Origin of the sequence: Algoriphagus aquatilis, assembly GCF_042657405.1 — a bacterium.
Classification (GTDB): Bacteria; Bacteroidota; Bacteroidia; order Cytophagales; family Cyclobacteriaceae; genus Algoriphagus; species Algoriphagus aquatilis.
The window spans coordinates 46329-64934 of sequence record NZ_JBHSKS010000007.1; the positions used below are offsets into that span (position 1 = coordinate 46329).

The 18606-nt window shown below is 44.4% G+C and carries 10 protein-coding genes; 7 read left to right on the forward strand and 3 right to left on the reverse strand.

Going from position 1 to position 18606, the window contains the following annotated elements; genetic code table 11:
- The first annotated feature begins 5 nt into the window (after positions 1–5).
- The 4 genes from ACFPIK_RS10325 to ACFPIK_RS10340 are packed head-to-tail and all read left to right on the forward strand — an operon-like array spanning position 6 to position 7705.
- Positions 6–4580, forward strand: a complete 4575-nt coding sequence (locus ACFPIK_RS10325; protein ID WP_377914916.1) for a translocation/assembly module TamB domain-containing protein — start codon at positions 6–8, stop codon at positions 4578–4580.
- A gap of 42 nt (positions 4581–4622) precedes the next feature.
- Positions 4623–5921 (forward strand): cryptochrome/photolyase family protein, encoded by a 1299-nt coding sequence (locus tag ACFPIK_RS10330; RefSeq protein ID WP_377914917.1) that lies wholly within the window; start codon positions 4623–4625, stop codon positions 5919–5921.
- Positions 5918–6868, forward strand: coding sequence for a Smr/MutS family protein (locus ACFPIK_RS10335; RefSeq protein ID WP_377914918.1), 951 nt, complete (start codon positions 5918–5920; stop codon positions 6866–6868). The genes ACFPIK_RS10330 and ACFPIK_RS10335 overlap by 4 nt, the downstream gene beginning before the upstream one ends.
- A gap of 3 nt (positions 6869–6871) precedes the next feature.
- Positions 6872–7705, forward strand: a complete 834-nt coding sequence (locus ACFPIK_RS10340; protein ID WP_377914920.1) for a hypothetical protein — start codon at positions 6872–6874, stop codon at positions 7703–7705.
- Between the two features lie 65 nt (positions 7706–7770).
- Here ACFPIK_RS10340 and ACFPIK_RS10345 read toward each other — a convergent pair whose 3' ends face one another.
- A complete protein-coding gene (locus tag ACFPIK_RS10345; RefSeq protein WP_377914921.1) occupies positions 7771–8916 on the reverse strand; it encodes a cystathionine gamma-synthase in 1146 nt (381 codons plus the stop codon).
- Between the two features lie 121 nt (positions 8917–9037).
- On the opposite strand from ACFPIK_RS10345, the gene ACFPIK_RS10350 reads away from it, so the two are divergent.
- Positions 9038–9733: a VTT domain-containing protein gene (locus ACFPIK_RS10350; protein ID WP_377914923.1), complete on the forward strand. Its 696-nt coding sequence runs from the start codon at positions 9038–9040 to the stop codon at positions 9731–9733.
- Here ACFPIK_RS10350 and porU2 read toward each other — a convergent pair.
- Both porU2 and ACFPIK_RS10360 read right to left on the reverse strand, forming a co-directional pair.
- The gene (gene porU2 / locus ACFPIK_RS10355; RefSeq protein ID WP_377914925.1) at positions 9730–14754 is read right to left on the reverse strand and encodes a putative type IX secretion system sortase PorU2; all 5025 of its coding nucleotides are present in this window, start codon (positions 14752–14754) and stop codon (positions 9730–9732) included. The genes ACFPIK_RS10350 and porU2 overlap by 4 nt on opposite strands.
- Positions 14742–15869: a putative type IX sorting system protein PorV2 gene (locus ACFPIK_RS10360; RefSeq protein ID WP_377914927.1), complete on the reverse strand. Its 1128-nt coding sequence runs from the start codon at positions 15867–15869 to the stop codon at positions 14742–14744. The genes porU2 and ACFPIK_RS10360 overlap by 13 nt, the downstream gene beginning before the upstream one ends.
- 356 nt (positions 15870–16225) lie before the next feature.
- Here ACFPIK_RS10360 and ACFPIK_RS10365 point away from each other — a divergent pair, with 356 nt between their 5' ends.
- Entirely contained in the window at positions 16226–16555 is a 330-nt protein-coding gene (locus ACFPIK_RS10365; RefSeq protein WP_377914929.1) for a PadR family transcriptional regulator, read from the forward strand.
- Positions 16556–16578: 23 nt separating this feature from the next.
- Entirely contained in the window at positions 16579–18528 is a 1950-nt protein-coding gene (locus ACFPIK_RS10370) for a PspC domain-containing protein (RefSeq protein WP_377914931.1), read from the forward strand.
- Positions 18529–18606 lie beyond the last annotated feature (78 nt).

Below are 18606 nucleotides of genomic sequence, written 5' to 3' on the forward strand. Positions count from 1 at the left end.
ATTTTTTGCACAAAGCTTTCCGAGTGATTCTCTGGGTAGTATTTTCTACCCTGCTTCTTTTGATTGGACTGGGTCTAGCCCTTCAAGTAAATTCGATTCAAAATTGGGCCATAGACAAAGTGGCGGGATATCTCAATGACCGCACGAGCTTCCGTACCGAGATTGGAAATATTCGCATTTCTTGGTGGGATGCACTCACGCTGGAAAATCTCCAAATCTATGATCATCGGGACAGCCTGATGATCGGGGCAGAAAAGGCCTACGCAGATTTTGCGCTTCTTTCCTTGATTCCTCCGGGAGATCCCAACATAGATGCCGTGAGGTTGGAAAAAGCCGAATTAAATCTCATCACTCATTCGGGAGATTCGCTCATAAATATCAACCGATGGGTAAAAGAACTCACACAGGTATTTGGGTCGACCAAAAAGAGTACTTCCGCAACCCGTTTTTTCATTTCTTCCATCGAATTGCGTCAGTCGGAATTTGCTTTGCTGGATCTCCGAACCGATCCCATCTCGGAGGGATTTGACTACACTCGGCTAGAGTTTAAAGAAGTGACTGCCAATGCGGATAAATTCAGTTTTGTGGGAAGTAAGCTTGGCTTGGACATCAAGTTGCTTTCAGGAATTGAAGGAAATTCAGGGCTAAAAATCCAAGATCTGAAAACTAATCTGACCTATGATCCCAAGTATTTGGAATTGGCAAACCTCAATCTGAAAACCGACAAAAGCCAGATTAAGAACTATCTCCGGATGGATATTACCGGCCCTAAAGGATATTCAGATTTTCTCCATCAGGTAAAACTGACCGCCCGCATGGAGGAAACAAAAATCCATCTCGCTGATCTAAGAATTTTTGCCCCAATGCTCCCTGAGATTGAAACTGAAATATATCTCAGTGGTGAAGTGGCAGGGCCTGTTTCTGAGCTTTCTTCAGAGGAGTTTTTGGTACGAATAGGAGAAAAAACCGCTCTTTTTGGTTCTTTTCTGGTGGATGGTCTGCCAGATATAGACAACACCTATCTCAACCTCTCCCTCAAAAACTCAGTCATCTTCGCCGGGGATCTAGCACCATACTTAAGTCCCGAAATCCAAAAAGAGATCAAAAAATTCAACACCATCAGGTTGGATGCGGATTTCGCCGGGGTGCTCAACCGATTCACTACTACGGGGGATTTCCGAACCAACATCGGAAACTTCAGTGGCAGAGTAAATTATGATCTGGTAAAAGGTGTGCCTTCCATCGTATCCCGACTAAAGGTCCAAAATCTTGATTTGGGAATTTTGACTGAGGACAAAGAACTCCTTCAAAAAGTATCATTGGAAGGAAATGTAAACATCAAAGGCTCTTCGGTCGCCACTGCCTTGGTCGATCTCAATGCCAAAATCAGTCAGCTGGGTATCAATCAGTACAATTTCACCAACATCACCACCGATGCTACTTATGGCCTCAACCTATTTCGCGGAAACCTTGCCATTAATGACCCCAACCTAAAAGCACGAGTAAAAGGCTACCTTAATCTGAATGAATCCATCGATTCAGTCAGACTGAATGTTGAATTAGATACGATGTTTTTGGATCGAATCAATTTGATGGATAAAGAGACCTTTTTGAGTGGGGATTTGGACATTGATACTAAAGGAATCACGCTGGATAAGCTGGAGGGAATTGCAAGGTTTAACAACATCAAGGCTGGTTACGAAGGGAGAGAACTGGAAGTGGGAGACTTCTTTTTTCAATCGCTTTTTGCCGGAGGTACACGGACATTGTCCCTCAATTCGGATTATTTGGTAGTCGCAGCATCTGGCCAGTTTAATCTCGAGCAAATGGCCAAAGATTTGGATATTCTTGGAAGGCAATACCTCGCCATTTTGCTGAATGAGGAACAGCCTCAGGCAGATCTCGAAGAAAACTTCTCTGAAACCTACAGTTTGGATCTCAACATTCGGATGAATGACATCAATCCACTGATCCAGCTGTTTCAGCCAGACCTTAGTATTTCCAAAAACACAATTTTGGAAGGTGCCTTTTATCAAACAAAAGAAAATACCGTATTCAACTTTTTCACCTCCATCGACTCGATCAACTATCAGGGAAATCAGGCCTATGGGACCAACATTGACTTCAACACCTCCAAACTCCTAAACTCAAAAGACATTCTTGCGTCTTTCTACGTCTATTCCAAGGAACAGAAGGTTGGCAAAAACTTACGATTTAAAAACCTTGGCTTAGAAGCTATTTGGGACCAAACCAACTTGGATTTATTAATCAGTTTGGATCAGGATTCGACCCAGAGCAAGGCGCGAATCGAAGCCGAGACGAAATTTTCCACTGCAGGCACATTTTTGAAATTCAAGCCATCGCTACTACGGGTACTCAATCGAGAGTGGCAGTTTGACCCTGAAAATCTGGTATCGCTCTCTCAAGGAGAGGTCACCATTGACAAGCTGATTGTATCCAATGAGGAGCAGGAACTGGGGTTGCAAGGTAAGATCAGTCCCAATCCAGAAGAAAATCTAGACATCATCATCAAACAGGTAGAATTGGACCTGCTCAATACGATTACCTCTTTGGATTTTGCAGGAAAAGCCGATGGCAGCTTTCGACTCAGCAACTTGATCAACCAAGCCGAACTGGATGGGACGCTACATATTGAGGGACTAGAAATCAACGATTTCCCAATTGGAGAAATCGATGCTTCCACAACTTTAGGAGCTGAAGACCTAATCTTGAAAGTAGAAAACTATTTCAACGGCCAGAAAAAAATAGACATCGAGGGCACCCTTGGTCTTGCGTATCAAAACTTGGATATGGATGCCCAAATGACCCAAGCCAACCTGGTGATTTTTGAGCCTTTCCTGTCGAAATACATCACAAATCTGGGAGGTACAGTTAGCGGAAATCTGCAACTCCGAGGTACTGTAGAAGTGCCAGAACTTCTCGGAAGTGGACGAATCGATCAAGGAAAACTCCGCATTAATTACCTCAACACTTCCTATCAGATCGATGGAAGCATACTTTTCCGACCGACCCAAATCAGCTTCCAAGACCTGATTTTCAGAGATATCAATGGAAATAGAGCCACATTTACAGGTGGGTTGAATCATCAAGGATTTGAAAACATCTTCCTGGACATCAACTCGCGATTAAGCAATTTTCAAGTGCTCAACACCAGTGCTAGAGACAACGAATTGTTTTACGGGACTGCCTTTGCCAGTGGGACCTTAGGCATACGAGGAAGTACCAGCAACCTGGATGTAATCGCCAGAGCAACCACTCAGGCAAATACCCGAATTTCGATTCCATTGACCAGTTCCAACGAGCAATACCAGGAGGATTTTATCCAAATCATCAACGTACAAGATACCGTCAGAATCAGAGCTCTCGCGGAAGAGGTAAACCGATTGGAGATTGAAAACATCCGCTTGAATTTCATAATCGACGTGACTCCGGACGCCTTTGCCGAAATCATCATTGATCCAAAAACAGGAGAAAGTATCCAAGGTAGAGGCAGAGGAGTCTTGAATATGAACATAGACACCCAAGGCAACTTTTCGCTAGCCGGCAATTACGAAATAGTGGAAGGATTGTACAATTTCTCCCTATATAATGTCGTGAAGAAAAAATTTGAGGTACAACCCGGAGGTCGTATTACTTGGTTTGGTGATCCATACACCGGTGTAATGAACCTGAAAGCCTTCTATGAAGAAAGCCTTTCCCTCCAACCTCTCATCAACACCAACAATCCCGCCCAGGAAAACAGTCAGATGAGACGGCGCTTCCCAGTCAAAGTAGTGATGGACCTGCAGGGAGAATTGCTGTCTCCTACCTTCAAATTTGGGTTTGACTTTTCTGAGTTCCCTTCTTCTGGTGATGTGCAAACGACCATTTCAGCCTTCCAAAACAGGGTGGCAGCCGACGAACAGGAAATGAATCGTCAGGTGTTTTCAGTCATCATGACGCGTAATTTTTCACCTGAAGGACAGTTTACCGGTGTTTCTTCGCTTTCCTCCAGTGTAAGTAACCTGCTTTCTTCTCAATTAAATACTGCCTTGGGGCAAGTGGACAAAAATCTCGAGGTAAACATTGACTTGGCCACCTTGGATCAAAATGCATTGGAAAACTTCCAGCTGAGTGTGGCCTATACGTTCCTCGATGGTCGATTGCGAGTATCAAGAGACGGAGGATTTACAGACAATCGGGGCAATGCCAGTGCGGCCTCCATCATCGGAGACTGGCAGGCTGAATACATGATCACCGAGGATGGGGTATATCGTCTGAGGATTTTTAACCGAAACAACTTCAATACCTTCACCTCACTTTCTTTGACCCAAAACGTCCTGTCTTACGGAGCCTCAGTTACCCAAAACGTTTCGTTCAACTCCTTTAGTGAGCTTTTTGCGAAGATTGCAAGAAGGCGTGTCAGCCGTCTTTCTGTGCAGGATTCCGATGACTTTTTGAGAAATGAATATGGAGGCGAAGAAAATTGGACACCGATCACTCCGGAAAATTTCCCTAGACGAGAGCCTGAAAATGATAGTCTTCGGGTAGAAAAAGTACCTGCCAAGGAAGATTGGTAAAACATTTTGTCCTTTCCTGACTTTCTTCAAAAAAGAACCACCATGAAGAAGATCACCCTGTGCTGGTTTCGCAGAGACCTCAGAACAGACGACAATACCGCCCTCTTTTACGCCTTGCAGCAGGAACCTGAGGTACTGCCTCTTTTTATTTTTGACAAAAACATCCTTGACTTACTTGAGGACAAATCCGACGCACGGGTTCAGTTTATCCTCCAAAAGGTCGGCGAACTCAAGTCTTTTTTCGAACAAAAAGGAGGCTCTATGCTGATCAAATACGGCAAACCGGAAGAAGTGTACTCCGAGCTTCTCGGGGAATATGACATCCAAGCTGTATACACCAACCGAGACTATGAACCCTACGCGAAGAAAAGAGACGGAGGGATCGAAGCCCTATTAAAGGAAAAAAACATCCCCTTCCTCACCTTCAAAGATCAGGTGATTTTTGAGCCGGGAGAAATCCTGAACGGTTCAGGGGAGTTTTACAAAGTATTCACTCCTTTCAGCAAAAACTGGCTGGATAAATTCAAGCAGACCAAAACCCAACCCCTCTCCGAACCCAACTGGAAAAACTTAGCCAAGTCCTCTCCGCTTCCTGAGATTTCCTTGTCAGAAATGGGTTTTTTACCATCTCCAATTGAAATCCCATCAGCAATCGCAGATCAGGATATCATCAGACATTACGATGAAAACCGAAATTTCCCCGCGAAAAAAGGAACCACCCGACTGGGTATCCATCTCAGATTTGGGACGATTTCGGTGAGAAAACTGGCCCTGATCGCCTCCCAACTCAATGAGACCTATCTCAATGAGCTGATCTGGAGGGAATTTTACATGATGATCCTAGCCTATAATCCCCAGGTGGTAGAAAAGGCCTTCAAACCCGCCTATGATCATATTCCTTGGAGAAATAATGAACAGGAATTTAAAGCTTGGTGCGAAGGCAAAACAGGCTTCCCAATCGTGGATGCAGGCATGAGAGAGCTGAACGCGACAGGCTTTATGCACAATCGCGTGAGGATGGTCGTGGCCTCTTTTCTCACCAAGCACCTACTCATCGACTGGAGATGGGGTGAAGCCTATTTTGCCAAGAAGCTTTTAGACTTTGAGCTGGCATCCAACAATGGGGGCTGGCAATGGGCTGCTGGCACAGGAACCGATGCCCAACCCTACTTCCGTGTATTTAATCCTGACTCCCAAACTGAGAAATTTGACAAGGACCTGAAGTATATTAAAAAGTGGATTCCTGAATTAGGAACAAATTCTTACCCAAAGCCGATTGTAGATCATAAATTTGCCCGCACAAGGGCAATAGACACCTACAAAAAAGCTTTGGAACAATGAATATCGGAGATAGAGTAAGATTACTGCATGGCAAAGAGGAAGGTATCGTCAGAAAAGTATCTTCCGGAGGACGAATAGAAGTAGAAATCGAAGATGGATTCATCATCCCTGCGATCAAGTCAGAAGTGGTCATCATTGCTGAGGCTGAGAAAAGCTACTTTGGTGATGTACCTGCCACGGCGAAAGAATCCGAAGCCCCGCTCCCTATCTCTGCTCCAAAAGATCAAGGTCTCTACTTGGCTTTTCTCCCAATCAATGATCAGAATCTGAGTCTTTACCTGATCAATGACAGCCATCAACCCTACCTGGTACATGCGTCGGAGGTATTTGGGAATAATCACCGAACACTATTTGCAGGTGCACTCAACGGTGGAGAGCATAAAAAAATAGACGATCGGCTGATGAAGGAAATCGATGATTGGCCGGCCTTTTTGCTTCGCTTTATCCCCATCCAAAACAGGCTGGAAAGGGCCATCCCTGCCTTTGAGCGACAGCTGAAGATGAAACCGACCCAATTTTTCAAACACCTGAGCAAAGCGCCGATTTTGGGTAAAAATGTCTACCTCTTTGCCATGGAGCGGACGACCAAAGATCTGGACATCCGAAGTCTCAATGCAGAACTGAGTCAAATCCAACCTGCACCCGAAGCCCCCAAACCCCAAAAACCCGCTCGCTCCATTGACCTTCACATCGAAGTACTTCATCCACAATCCGATAAACTCAGTAATTCTGAAAAAATGAGAATTCAGCTGGAAGCTTTTGAGAAAAATCTCAATCAGGCGATTCTTTCGGGAATGGACGAAATCACCTTCATCCATGGACTGGGAAATGGGGTTTTGAGAAAAGAAATACACAAGCGATTGAGCCAATTAGGAAATATTAAGTACTTTCAGGACACCCAGAAGGACCAGTGGGGATACGGTGCCACACTGGTGAGAATTTCCTAAACTATGCAGGTCAAGACTTCCCCTGTCTTTCAGATTTTCTTACAGCAACACCAAGAGGCAAAAACTCTTTTCCTGGATTTGGGAAAAGAAATCAAGTCCAAAAAAGCCATTCAATTGCTGGGACACATGGAGTTTTTGGAACTCTACACCGAGCTCCTGACTAAGATCCACTTCGAGGATAAAACGCTAAGTCAAATGCTGTTTTCTCCTCTTCAAAAACTCAAAAAGTCACTCAAGAAAATCCAGCATCTCAAGCTGGTTGAAAAAAATCTTAAAGCTAAAGAAAGTGCCTCCGGGCAAAAATTTGAAAGTTTCCGCAGCTACCTCTCGTCCCAAAAGCGGATTATGCAAAAGGAAACGTTTGACTTGGTGGTAGGCAGTTCGCTAAAAACTTGGGAGGAACTATTGGACCGATCCCATCAAGCCAGCAAAGGGATCAAGCCACTTACCATCAGCACAGCAATCCATCAGTTAGTTCAGGAAGAACTGGAATTAGCTACCAATGATGTCAAAAGTCCCATGAGTACCCAGAGCTTCAGAGACTTATTTGAAAGCTTCCGTAAGGTCATCATGTTGGAAAACATCCTCCTTCATTTGGGTTTCAATTCGATTTTTATCCCTCAAATCCACCAAGAGCTTCAATCAGTAAAAAATGGGCTTAAGCCTTGGTACGCCAATCACCTGACTTTTCAGACCATGACCCATTTTCTTTCTGAAAAAGAAGATGTATCCAAAAAGTACCTAGACTGGATTAAAGAACTCAAGGAAGAGAAAAAGAACCTTTCTGCCGAGATCGAAAAACAGGCCTTTGAATTAGTGAGAAAAGTGATTTCCTAGTTTTCGGCAACCTCACCCAAATTCAATGCATCAAAAAAGCCCTCCGTTTCGGAAGGGCTTTGCTTTTATATTTTTGCCAGAGCCTGTGCAATGTCATTTTTGAGGTCTTCGGCATCCTCCACACCGACACTCAGTCGGATCAGAGAGTCTACCAAACCTACTTTTTCTCGTTCCTCTTTTGGAATAGAAGCGTGCGTCATGGTAGCAGGATGTCCGCAGAGCGACTCTACCCCTCCAAGGGATTCTGCAAGGGCGAATAGCTCGAGATTTTCCATTACTTTTTTGGCATCCTCCAATTTGTTTCCGACTAGGGTGAATGAAATCATACCTCCATAATCCTTCATTTGCTTCTTTGCAATCTCATGATTAGGGTGATCTTCAAAACCCGGCCAATAAACTTTGGCTACTTTTGGGTGATTTTTGAGGTAAGCGGCGATCGTTTTACCGTTTTGGCTGTGACGTTCCATTCTTAGATGAAGTGTCTTGATGCCTCTTAGCACCAAAAAGCAATCTTGAGGACCCGGAGTAGCACCACAGGCATTTTGAAGAAAAACCAATCGAGAAGCCAATTCATCATCATTCACAACCAAGGCTCCCATGACCACATCCGAATGACCTCCTAGATACTTGGTCACGGAGTGCATGACGATATCAGACCCAAAATCCAAGGGATTCTGTAGATAGGGAGAGGCAAAGGTATTGTCGACTGCCAGAAGGATTCCATGCTTTTTGGAAAAAGCTGCCATCGCCTTTAGATCGATGATGTTCATCATCGGGTTGGTGGGCGTTTCTACCCAAACCATCTTGGTGCGCTCGTTGACATACTGAGAAAGCTTCTCCGGCTCATTCATCGGCACGAAGTGAAACTTGATCCCATACCGCTCAAAAACTTTGGTAAACAGTCGGTATGTCCCTCCATACAGGTCGTTGGTAGAAATGATTTCATCGCCGGGATTAAACAGTTTTACCACTGCATCGATGGCACCCAGGCCTGAAGAAAAGCAGATGCCGTGTTTTCCGTTTTCCAGAGCTGCAATGCTGTTTTGAAGCGCCGTTCGGGTAGGGTTGTGGGTTCGGCTGTACTCATATCCCAGGTGATCTCCCGGAGATTTTTGCACATAGGTGGAAGTCTGGAAAATCGGAGTCATAATAGCACCTGTGGATGGGTCAGGGCTCACTCCTGCATGAATGGCTTTGGTACCAAATTTCATGTTCAAGTTGGTTATCTTATCGTGGCGATGTATTTATCTGCAGCTAGTCTTTTGTCGAAGGGTGAAAATCCAATCCTAGATGCTAAACTTGCTCTTGCTTTGCTTTCAAAAGCACCCAAAGATGACAAAAAAGGCTAGTATTTTCAAGGTTTTAGTCGAGTACTTCAGGTTCCACCCCAATGCTGTTTTGGGTTGGATTTGGGTGAGTTTGGTTCCACTTTTAGGTTCCTTAGTATTTGCGTCAACCTATTTTTGGGTAGAAAAAATTCATGTACAAAGTATCGCAGATCATTTTCTGCTTACGCTAAGTCTTTCCCTGATTTTGGGATTAGCCCTACTTCCCACCACGCTGACCGCCTTAGCTTGTGGATTTTTCTGGGGCTGGCTGGGATTTCCCGATTTACTGCTTGGTTACATTCTTGCGAATATCTTGGGTTATAGGATTGGAAAAGGACTAAATACTGATTTTTTACCACTTCTTTTCGCCAAAAACCCCAGAATTAAAACACAGATCGAATCCCGAATGGAGCGTCCTGAGGGACTGATTTTTTTCATTCGGATCAGCCCGGTAATCCCTTTTGCTATTTCAAATTTCCTATTTGCAAGTATGGGGATTTCGCTACGAAAAGTCTTACTATTTGGTGTGCCTGGGATGCTTCCACGAACCTTCATCGCCTTCGCTACAGGCATGATTGCTAATTCATTTTTAGGAGCCAAGCAGGCTCTTAACCATCCTTACCAGTGGGGAATTCTGATTTTCCTGCTCTTGATTAGTGGAGTTGGACTGTATCAGAGTTGGAAGAAAGGAAAAGCTTAGCGCAAGAGGTACATTTTGCCATATCCTTTGGTAAAGCCCTTGTCTCCGGCAGTGGGTCGGTGCTCCATGAATTGACCATTTTTCCTCACTAGCACGCGGTAGATATACACCCCGTTGGCCAGTTGATCTCCAAACTCATCTCTACCATCCCAAGCATACTCCGTAAGGTTATTTCCGATCCTTATAGGGCCCAACTCGGATTGAAGAATTTCGCGGACCACCCTTCCAGTCACGGTCATAATCTGAATCTTGATCTCATCTGGCACCTCTGATCCTGTCAGTGTAAAGACAAATCTCACTGAAGTACTGAATGGATTGGGATAAGGATAAAAGTTGGTGATCTGAGATTCATTGACCACCTCAAAACTGATTTCGTATGGCTGTGGAGAATCCTCATTGGTGATTCTCAAGGTATAAACACCATCCTCCAGCGGGCCAGGCACAAAAGAAACTCTAAAATTAGATTCTTGAGAGGCAGGTGACCAAGTCAGATTTGGATTAGAGAAATTGATTTTTTTGAACTGGCAGCCATCACAATTTTGACGTAGGAAAAGCTCCATTCCTACGGTATCCTTTTTGTACAACAGGGTCTGATCATTAATCAACTGGGCAGTGATCATGACCGTAGGTGAGACCAAGTCTCCGTCCAAAATGTACACCCCATCAAAATTGACATCCAGCAAGGAACTTGAGTTGTCTTGCTCCACGTCAAACACTACTCCCAGGTCAATGAGATTGTTTCTAAAGGATTGTTCTTGGAGAATTCTCGGATTGGCAAATACCTCCAACGAGGTCTCACCAGCTTTACCAATGGTATTGAAGTCAAGAGAAAAATCCACTTGAGCTCCAGCCTTTACCGGTGCTATTTTTTTACTCAGATTATCGGTTTTTCGTGTTGGTAAGTGCACGAGTTTGAAATCCACCCGAATCGAATCGGTAAAATCGTAGATCGAGGCATTTCTGAATGCAAATTCGAGTCGGGCTGACTGACCTTCTCTAAGCCTTAGCCTTTCGGCCGGTTTTTTCTGGATCAAGACCCCTTCGGGTACTCCGGTGAAATTCACTTGCCACTTATCCAATTGAGCCGGTGCTGTGGCGTTGGGATCATCCATGGTATATCTCAATCTCAGAAAGGGATACTGCGAAGGATTGATAAAGGAAAGATCCAATTGACTTTCTGTTCTATTGGAAACCAGGATATTTTCTTCCCCATCCTCGGTCACCCCGATTACATCAAAATTGGTGTATTCTTCTTCGTTGATCCAAGTTCTGTTATTTACATTTCTGAAAAACCGCTCCCAAGAGGAAGCAGGCCCAATCCTAGGAGTAAGGATTACTCCATTGGTTAAATAACCATCCAATTCAGTCTCAAAGCTCAATGTTTGCTGTCTAGCAGGCACTTGAAAATTCGGATTCCCAACGATCTCTATAGCTTCCCCTGCACGCATTCCTTTTCTCCCATAAAGAATATAAGGATCTCCTGACTGCAAAGCTCTGAGGGTGGCCTCATTGGCACCAAACGCTCTCAGACTCTGATAAGCTCGATCAGGCCAAGCATCAAAAGTGACATTGCCTACAGAGAAAATAATCACATAATCCCCATCTTTCACTCCCCTGACGTAATCCTGCAAAGTTGTGTTACCAGGTGTAGTGATCCAAGCATTTTGGATACTTTGGATCAACTGAGGCACTCTGCCACAGGCTCTTGAGTCCAGAATATCAAATCCGGGTACGGGAATCGCCAAGTAGGGTAGCAAGGTTTTTTGGTCTATGGCTACCAGTCCAAGGGATCCATTTGGACAAAGTCGGCTATTGGCATTGTTGACATTGTCAATGATCTGAGGGACCTGATTGAGGTAAAACTGTGTATTCCTAAAGGTCAGTGAATCTACACCAGTACCTACCGTAAACACTTCTATTCCTGCTTTTTGCCTTACAAACTTCCAACCTTTATCCAATTCCAGGTTTTCCATTTGGGTTTGTTTCAGTTGGGCTTCCACCCGCTGAGTCCAACCATTGCCGGTATTGGGGATATAAGAAAAACTGGAAACCGTCCATGCATCGGATTCACCTGGAAGGGGATCTTGGTATTTAGTCCTCCAAAAATAGGTTGTGGAATCCGCACCTGTTAAAAGTGTCACAGGCCATTCCACTACCCCAGTTGTGGTAGCTCTCAGTTCTTTTCTAAAGACAGAATTGAATTGAGCTGTTGTATCCAATTGGATAATAATAGTTCGATTATCTCCCACTCGGCCGGGTATCTGAGTGAGAAGTTTGAGTTCCTTTTCTTTGACTATTCCAAAATCAATGGGATACAGATTGACGGTACCACTGAGCGGGATGAAGGCCGTGTAAGACACTGAATTATTGGCAAAAGTCATTTCTGAGACCTTTCGATCATCATTGATCAGGATTGTGAACACATTTTCCCCTGCCGCTTCCACCTGAAAATTAGGGACTGAAAAAACCAAGGTATCCAGTCTTGAAACAGAAGGTATTTTGATCGGATCATAGGTCAAGATGGTTCCATCGAGGAGTTTGCGCTCCACCCTATATCTGATCGAATCGGTATCGGTGATCCCGATATTTCTCAGGACAAAGCTGAGCTTGAGGCTGTCGGAAATCGCTGAAATAGGTGAACCGTCAAAGGTTTCAAGTTTGACTTCTTCAAGTTTGACTGAGTAATCCGGCTTATTAGCAGGGAAAATTCTGGCCGCAGGATCTCCCAGCATGACCATTTGCTCCATGTGAGAATAGTTCAAAGGAGAAGTACCATATGCTGTGACAAAGAACTCTTCGGATTTCCTCTTGATCTCCCCAACAGTCTGGTGAATAGTAGTACTATCAGAAAATGCGTATTTGTAAAAGGCCTCTGAATAACGTCTAAGGATCACGTCCACACCGATAGAGGTATTCGCCATGATATTTGATGCTCCTTTTTGAGGAGTTATCACCCAATCTTCGCCCTGAGTATAAGTAGTGCCATAAGCACTTCCATAGTCACAGCCATTGAATAACATGACGGGATATTTTCCCCGATTGGCATAGCCTAAAGTAGGATCAGACGCAAATCCTATTTCGATATCAATTACGGTGGGCGAACCGTGACCAAAGAAAGTCAGCATAGACCTTCCCTCATTCAAATCACCCGTAATGTCTATGGCTTCAATCACCGAATTGGACCTCTTGCGATAGGTGCTCACATTTCCACCTAAAAACGGACCTTCTGCAATTGTCTTGAATCCATTTAGAAAATTAAAATAGCGCTCCAGTTCAAATTCGGAAACTCCACCACTGAGGTGCACCAATTCCTTTTGCCATGGTTCAGATACACCCACCTGGTCTTTCTCTATGGCCTTTTCAAGGTAATCAGCCAACTGCTGTGCAGATTTGGCAGGAATACGACCTACTGCCATGGCCGGTATGGTTGGCTTGGCAGGGTTGATTTCCAAGACATAGACGTTGTCAGAAAAAGGATAGCCTCCCACGGGCACCAAATCCTGAAAATCAAATGCCTGGGGTGCATTACGGTAATAAACTGTCGCGTTGCCCAATCTACCTTGTGAAAAAACAGCTAAAGACCTCGCAGCCAAAAGCAAATGGGTGGGTTTATGTACAGGCCAATAGGCTTTCAAAAACTCATAAAGTGCGACCGGAGATTTTTCTCCATAGGCATACTGATCATAAATCTCCTCCATCCTCACGGTAAGCGTATCATACCCCCCGCCCAATGGTGATGCTCGATGCTCCGCATAGCTTTTCAGGGGATTTTGAAATTTGGAGGTGGGTTTTTCCAAAGCACGGGCTCCCACCAACAGGAAATCTGCTTTTTGAGCAAGGTAATTTCGGAATCGAACAGGAGTAAGCTTTTGGACCGAAGTGACTGCTTTTTCCTGCTGAACCCAAATGGAACTTTCTTTTCCTGTTACTGCCCCTTGAAAAGTCACCGTGGTACCTGATTTGACGACTTGTACTTTTTGCGCTGAAAAAAGATCGCTGACATCATAGGCAACATAATTCTCCTGAGCCTGATTGATAACTACTCGCTGGTTTCCCGCCGGAAAAATCATCACTTGAGAAACAAAATCGCCATTAGAAACCGGTTTTCTGAACTTTACCTTGGCATAAGCGATCGAAATATTGTCTGTTGACTGAGCTCCTTGTGGATTGACCCGGACGACCAAGCTCCCGTTAGGATTAAAGTCGGTCATCTGAAGGGGAAGTGTCAGCTGAGGATAATCAAAATTGAGAAAAGAAGAAGTCGTCAATACTCTTTGATTGGTAGCAAGCGGCCCTGCACTGATGACTGCAGCATGAGGGTTTTCGGATCTCCCAACAAGACCGATTTCCAGAGTTGCCGATCCGAAAGAAAGCAAAGCACCCAAGTTTGAAAAAGTAAGGTCACGAGGTGCACCTTTGGTGATGACGGTTCCCATCCATCCCTGACCTTGGTCATATTCCGACTTGCGAAAACCCAACGTGTATGCAATGCCTAAGGAATATTGGTCAGCCAAGACTTGAAGCTGCTCTGTCTCAAAGGACGTTGCCAAAGGGTTAGTAACAGCAGCAGGACCTCGTACCAACATCCGCTTACCGGGTACACCAGGAGTGACTGTCAGAAAAAAGGCAGTGGTATCTGTGTAGGTATTGAAATAAGGATTCGGGATTTTATCGAAATTTCGATAGAGCTTTTTGTCTAATTCCGCATCATTGCGTCTTCCATAAAAATCGATGAAATCAGATGCATCCACTTTTCCATCCGACTCTCCTTCGATATGGATAGCCACTTCCTTTCCCCGGTGAAAAACCCGAATATTCCTGGGATCTAGATTTTGCAGATTAAGACCTGAGGAAGCAAGAACAGCAGGTGTAATTCGATAGATCCCGTCTTTGGCGGTAGGAATTTTATAATAAGTCAGCGAATAGTCATACCAAATGGGGTCTTGAGCCTGAACCTGAGTCCCTACTCCAAAAAACAAAAGCAGGCAAACCACCCGAATCAACCTAGTCATTCTTGCCATCCTTTAAATTTTCTAACATCTTCTCCCAACTTTTCTAATCGCACCTTTACACTGAAAACATGTGAATAAGGACTCTCGGAAACGTCACCCAAATCAGATAAGGAGTAATCAATCTGAACTTGTTCAGTTATGCTCACCCCCAACCCTGCACTTGGTAAAAAATCCATCGAGGTATTGCCTTGAAAATCCTTGATTTGCTGAAAATTGCGAACCCCTGCCCGTAAGTAGGCCAAATTCTTAAATCCCAGTTCCAATCCGATTCGTGGGTCGATGCTGACCATCTCTGAAGAAATGAGGGTATTTCTTGGTCCGTCAAAAGTGGCCTCCAAATCCAAAGCAGCCACCATAGAAAAGGTAGAGCCCAGTTTTCTGTCATAGGAAATACTCCCAATCGCTCTTGGGAGAGTCAATTCCACGGTGTTGATAGGGATTTCGTTATTGGTTTGCGCATAGACGGCTCTGACTTGGTCTGCATCATGGGCCCATGCATTGTAAGTAGTGGTGATATCTTTCAGCATCAAGCCAAAAGTCAGTTGCTTGGATCTGTAAATTCCTCCGATATCCAGCCCAAATCCCCAGGCCTGGGCAAATTTGCCCACATTGCGATGAATGACTTTGGCATTTGCCCCCAATTTGAGGCGGTCGGAAATGTCTCTCCCAAAACTGAGTAAAAGGGCATAATCCGCTGCATTGAAAAATTGGATATTGTCATAATTCAAAGCCCCATTAGCATCGTATAGAAATCTGGTATCTGGGATATCATCTACTCCAAATCGGATCAGTGATACAGCCACTTGATTTTGATTGCCAAAAGGTGTGGTAAATCCAAGATAGTCGTATTGAGCGATGCCGGCAAAGTACTCGGCATGCATCAACGAAAACTCATACTGATGCCTGATGGAGGTGAGTGCGGCGGGGTTCCAATAGGCTGCCGTGACATCTCTGACAGAAGAAACCTGCGCACCCCCCATGGCCAAAGACCTTGCGCCTACTCCAATATTCAAAAACTCATTGGAGTACTTCGGAGTCAGGCTTTGGGAGTAGACCAGCTGACCCGAAATTCCACTTAGAAATAGGAGAAGGACACCTAAAAATCTCACGCTCGTTGAATTCACAACCACAAATTAATTTAATTTCAAAAATACCCTCAGAATTATCTCTTTTTAATGCATTTACCTGCTCCAAATTGTACATGATCGGACACTTTAGTGTCCTGTAGTTGAACATGAACAAGCAGGTTAAATAGAATCATCAACTAGGCAGTTTGATTTTTTTTCATGCCTGGCAAAAGCAAAAAGTATCTCAATTTTCAATAGAGCCACATTTCAAACTTCGAAAAGAAAAATATACACTCTTTTTGGCAAGGAATCAGGTAATACAAGGTAGCTTGGTAAAGATTGGTATTACTTTTTCATTTAAGGTCACGAGGGAAAAGCACCATGCCCTTTTCCAACACCTAAAAACAAGCCACATGAATGTCGCCAACACACAGATACAGATGCGAAAAGGACTCTTGGAGTTTTGCATTCTGCACATCATCTCACGCGGCGAGGTGTACACCTCAGACCTGATCGATGAACTCACCCAAGCCCAAATGATCGTGGTCGAAGGCACCTTGTATCCCTTGCTGAACCGACTCAAATCTGCCGAACTGGTCGCCTATCGATGGGTAGAATCGGAGGCCGGTCCTCCCAGAAAATACTACTCCATTACAGAAGAAGGTAAAAAATTCCTCGCCACGCTCTCAGAAACATGGAATGCCCTCGTCAATTCCACACTTCAAATCACTTCCAAGAATTGATCGGCTAAGACAACACACGCATCATGAAAAAGACTATAAGTATCAACATCAGCGGTATCCTATTCCACATCGAGGAAGATGGATATGACACCCTTAGAAAATACCTGGATGCCATCAACAAGCACTTTTCAGGGTATAAGGACAGCAAAGAAATCATTTCAGATATCGAAAACCGGATCGCTGAAATTTTCCTATCCAATCTCAAAAACAACAAACAAGTCATCACCGCAGAAAACGTGGATAAGCTCATTGAGAAAATGGGGACCATCGCCGATTTCAATGCTGTAGATGAAGAAGTGGAAGAGCCGACAGCAGAATCTGAAAAGGATGATTTCTACAAGTATGTCACCCCACCTAGTCAAGATGGAGGCGGTTACAAAAAACTCATGCGGATGGAGACTAAGAAAATCCTTGGTGGCGTCTGCGCAGGAATCGCCCACTACTTTTCCATTGACCCGCTATGGACACGATTGATTGCCATTCTGCTTTTATTCAGTGGCAACATCAATTTCAGGCCCGATTTTCTGGACATCACCCCCTTTGACAATTTCAGATTCAGCCTGAGCTTTGGCTTTTTCACCCTGATCGCCTACATCGTACTTTGGGTTATCCTTCCGGTATCCTACGAAGTTGTCGAGGACAAAAACATCAAGAAGCTATTTCGGAATCCGGACGACAAAGTAATCGGTGGGGTATCGAGCGGCTTGTCTGCCTACTTCGGAGTAGAGGCACTTTATGTTCGTTTGGCTTTTGTGATTTTGACCTTCGCCGGAGGCTCAGGCTTATTGATCTACCTGATCCTCTGGATCATCACTCCTGTAGCTAGCTCGATCACGGAGCGAATCAAGATGAAAGGCGGGGAAATCACTCTGGATAGCATTGATTCGACCATTAAAGAAACCATCAATCCCATCCCTCCCCAACCGGAGTCATCTACCAAGAAAATCCTAATGGCACCTTTTCGGATATTGGGCAAAGTGATTGATGCCGTGGGTTCGGCCTTGGGACCTTTGGGCAGATTTATTGCCCACGTAATCAGGGTAGTGTTTGGCCTGATCATTTTCTTCCTTGGATTATGCTTGACCATCGCTCCATTACTTGCCTTGGCAGTATACTTTGGTGTGACTGATGCTGATTACAGAGCATTTTTGGACAATTTCCCAATTGAGCTTTTCACTGACTTAGTACCTGTATGGCTAGTGGTAGCTTCCTTGGGATTGGTTTTCATCCCGGGAATTGTGATCCTGCTTTTAGGCTTGAGTGTATTGGCCCAGAAGAACCTCGTGGGTGGTAGATTTGGATTAGTCGCATTGGCACTTTGGTTACTGTGTATCGGGATTGCCGGTTTCCAGATTCCAAAAATCGTCGCCCAGTTCAAAGAAGAAAACACCCTGGAGACCAATGCTGCACTTCCCGTGAGTTCAGGTGTCTTGATCTTGAAAGCCAATGATATAGAAGATGAAGAGCTTTTCAATAAAGCCAACCTTCGAATAATCGGAGTACAAGACTCGGTAATTTCCTTGAAACAGGAATTCTTTGCTAGAGGGAGATCCAAGCAAGAGGCCTTGGAAAATGCCAAAAAACTTACTTACAACTACTCAGTAATGGATTCAGTCGTAACCTTTGATGAGGGATACGATCTCAGATCGCTGGACAGCTTCCGTGATCAGCGAATCGATCTCACCTTGGAAATACCTTACGATAGACCTTTCATCATGGAAAGGTCCTTACTCGAAATCCTGAGAAACACCATCTACGATAATGGCTATCGTTCTTCTGATGTTCGACCTGAGGCGGTATGGGTATTTAACCAAGCCGGATTGATTTGTCTTACCTGTCAAGGGGAAAAAGGCGACAGAAAATCTTGGGAAGACTATGAGGAAAAAAAGACCGAGCTGGATTCGGCCACCAAAGCCAAAGCAGATAGCCTAACTCGATCCAAATTCACGAATGCCCCTTTCATGAAAAATTAAGCAATATCACCACCTAAAATTCCAAAAGAGGCGCCTAGCGGTGCCTCTTTTTTTGTACCTTCTATTCTAAACCCAAAC

Excerpts from the sequence above, each read along its gene's own strand:
- ACFPIK_RS10330 (WP_377914917.1), top strand. The coding sequence starts at position 4,623 with ATGAAGAAGATCACCCTGTGCTGGTTTCGCAGAGACCTCAGAACAGAC.
- ACFPIK_RS10335 (WP_377914918.1), top strand. The coding sequence starts at position 5,918 with ATGAATATCGGAGATAGAGTAAGATTACTGCATGGCAAAGAGGAAGGT.
- ACFPIK_RS10340 (WP_377914920.1), top strand. The coding sequence starts at position 6,872 with ATGCAGGTCAAGACTTCCCCTGTCTTTCAGATTTTCTTACAGCAACAC.
- ACFPIK_RS10345 (WP_377914921.1), bottom strand. The coding sequence starts at position 8,916 with ATGAAATTTGGTACCAAAGCCATTCATGCAGGAGTGAGCCCTGACCCA.
- ACFPIK_RS10350 (WP_377914923.1), top strand. The coding sequence starts at position 9,038 with ATGACAAAAAAGGCTAGTATTTTCAAGGTTTTAGTCGAGTACTTCAGG.
- porU2 (WP_377914925.1), bottom strand. The coding sequence starts at position 14,754 with ATGGCAAGAATGACTAGGTTGATTCGGGTGGTTTGCCTGCTTTTGTTT.
- ACFPIK_RS10365 (WP_377914929.1), top strand. The coding sequence starts at position 16,226 with ATGAATGTCGCCAACACACAGATACAGATGCGAAAAGGACTCTTGGAG.
- ACFPIK_RS10370 (WP_377914931.1), top strand. The coding sequence starts at position 16,579 with ATGAAAAAGACTATAAGTATCAACATCAGCGGTATCCTATTCCACATC.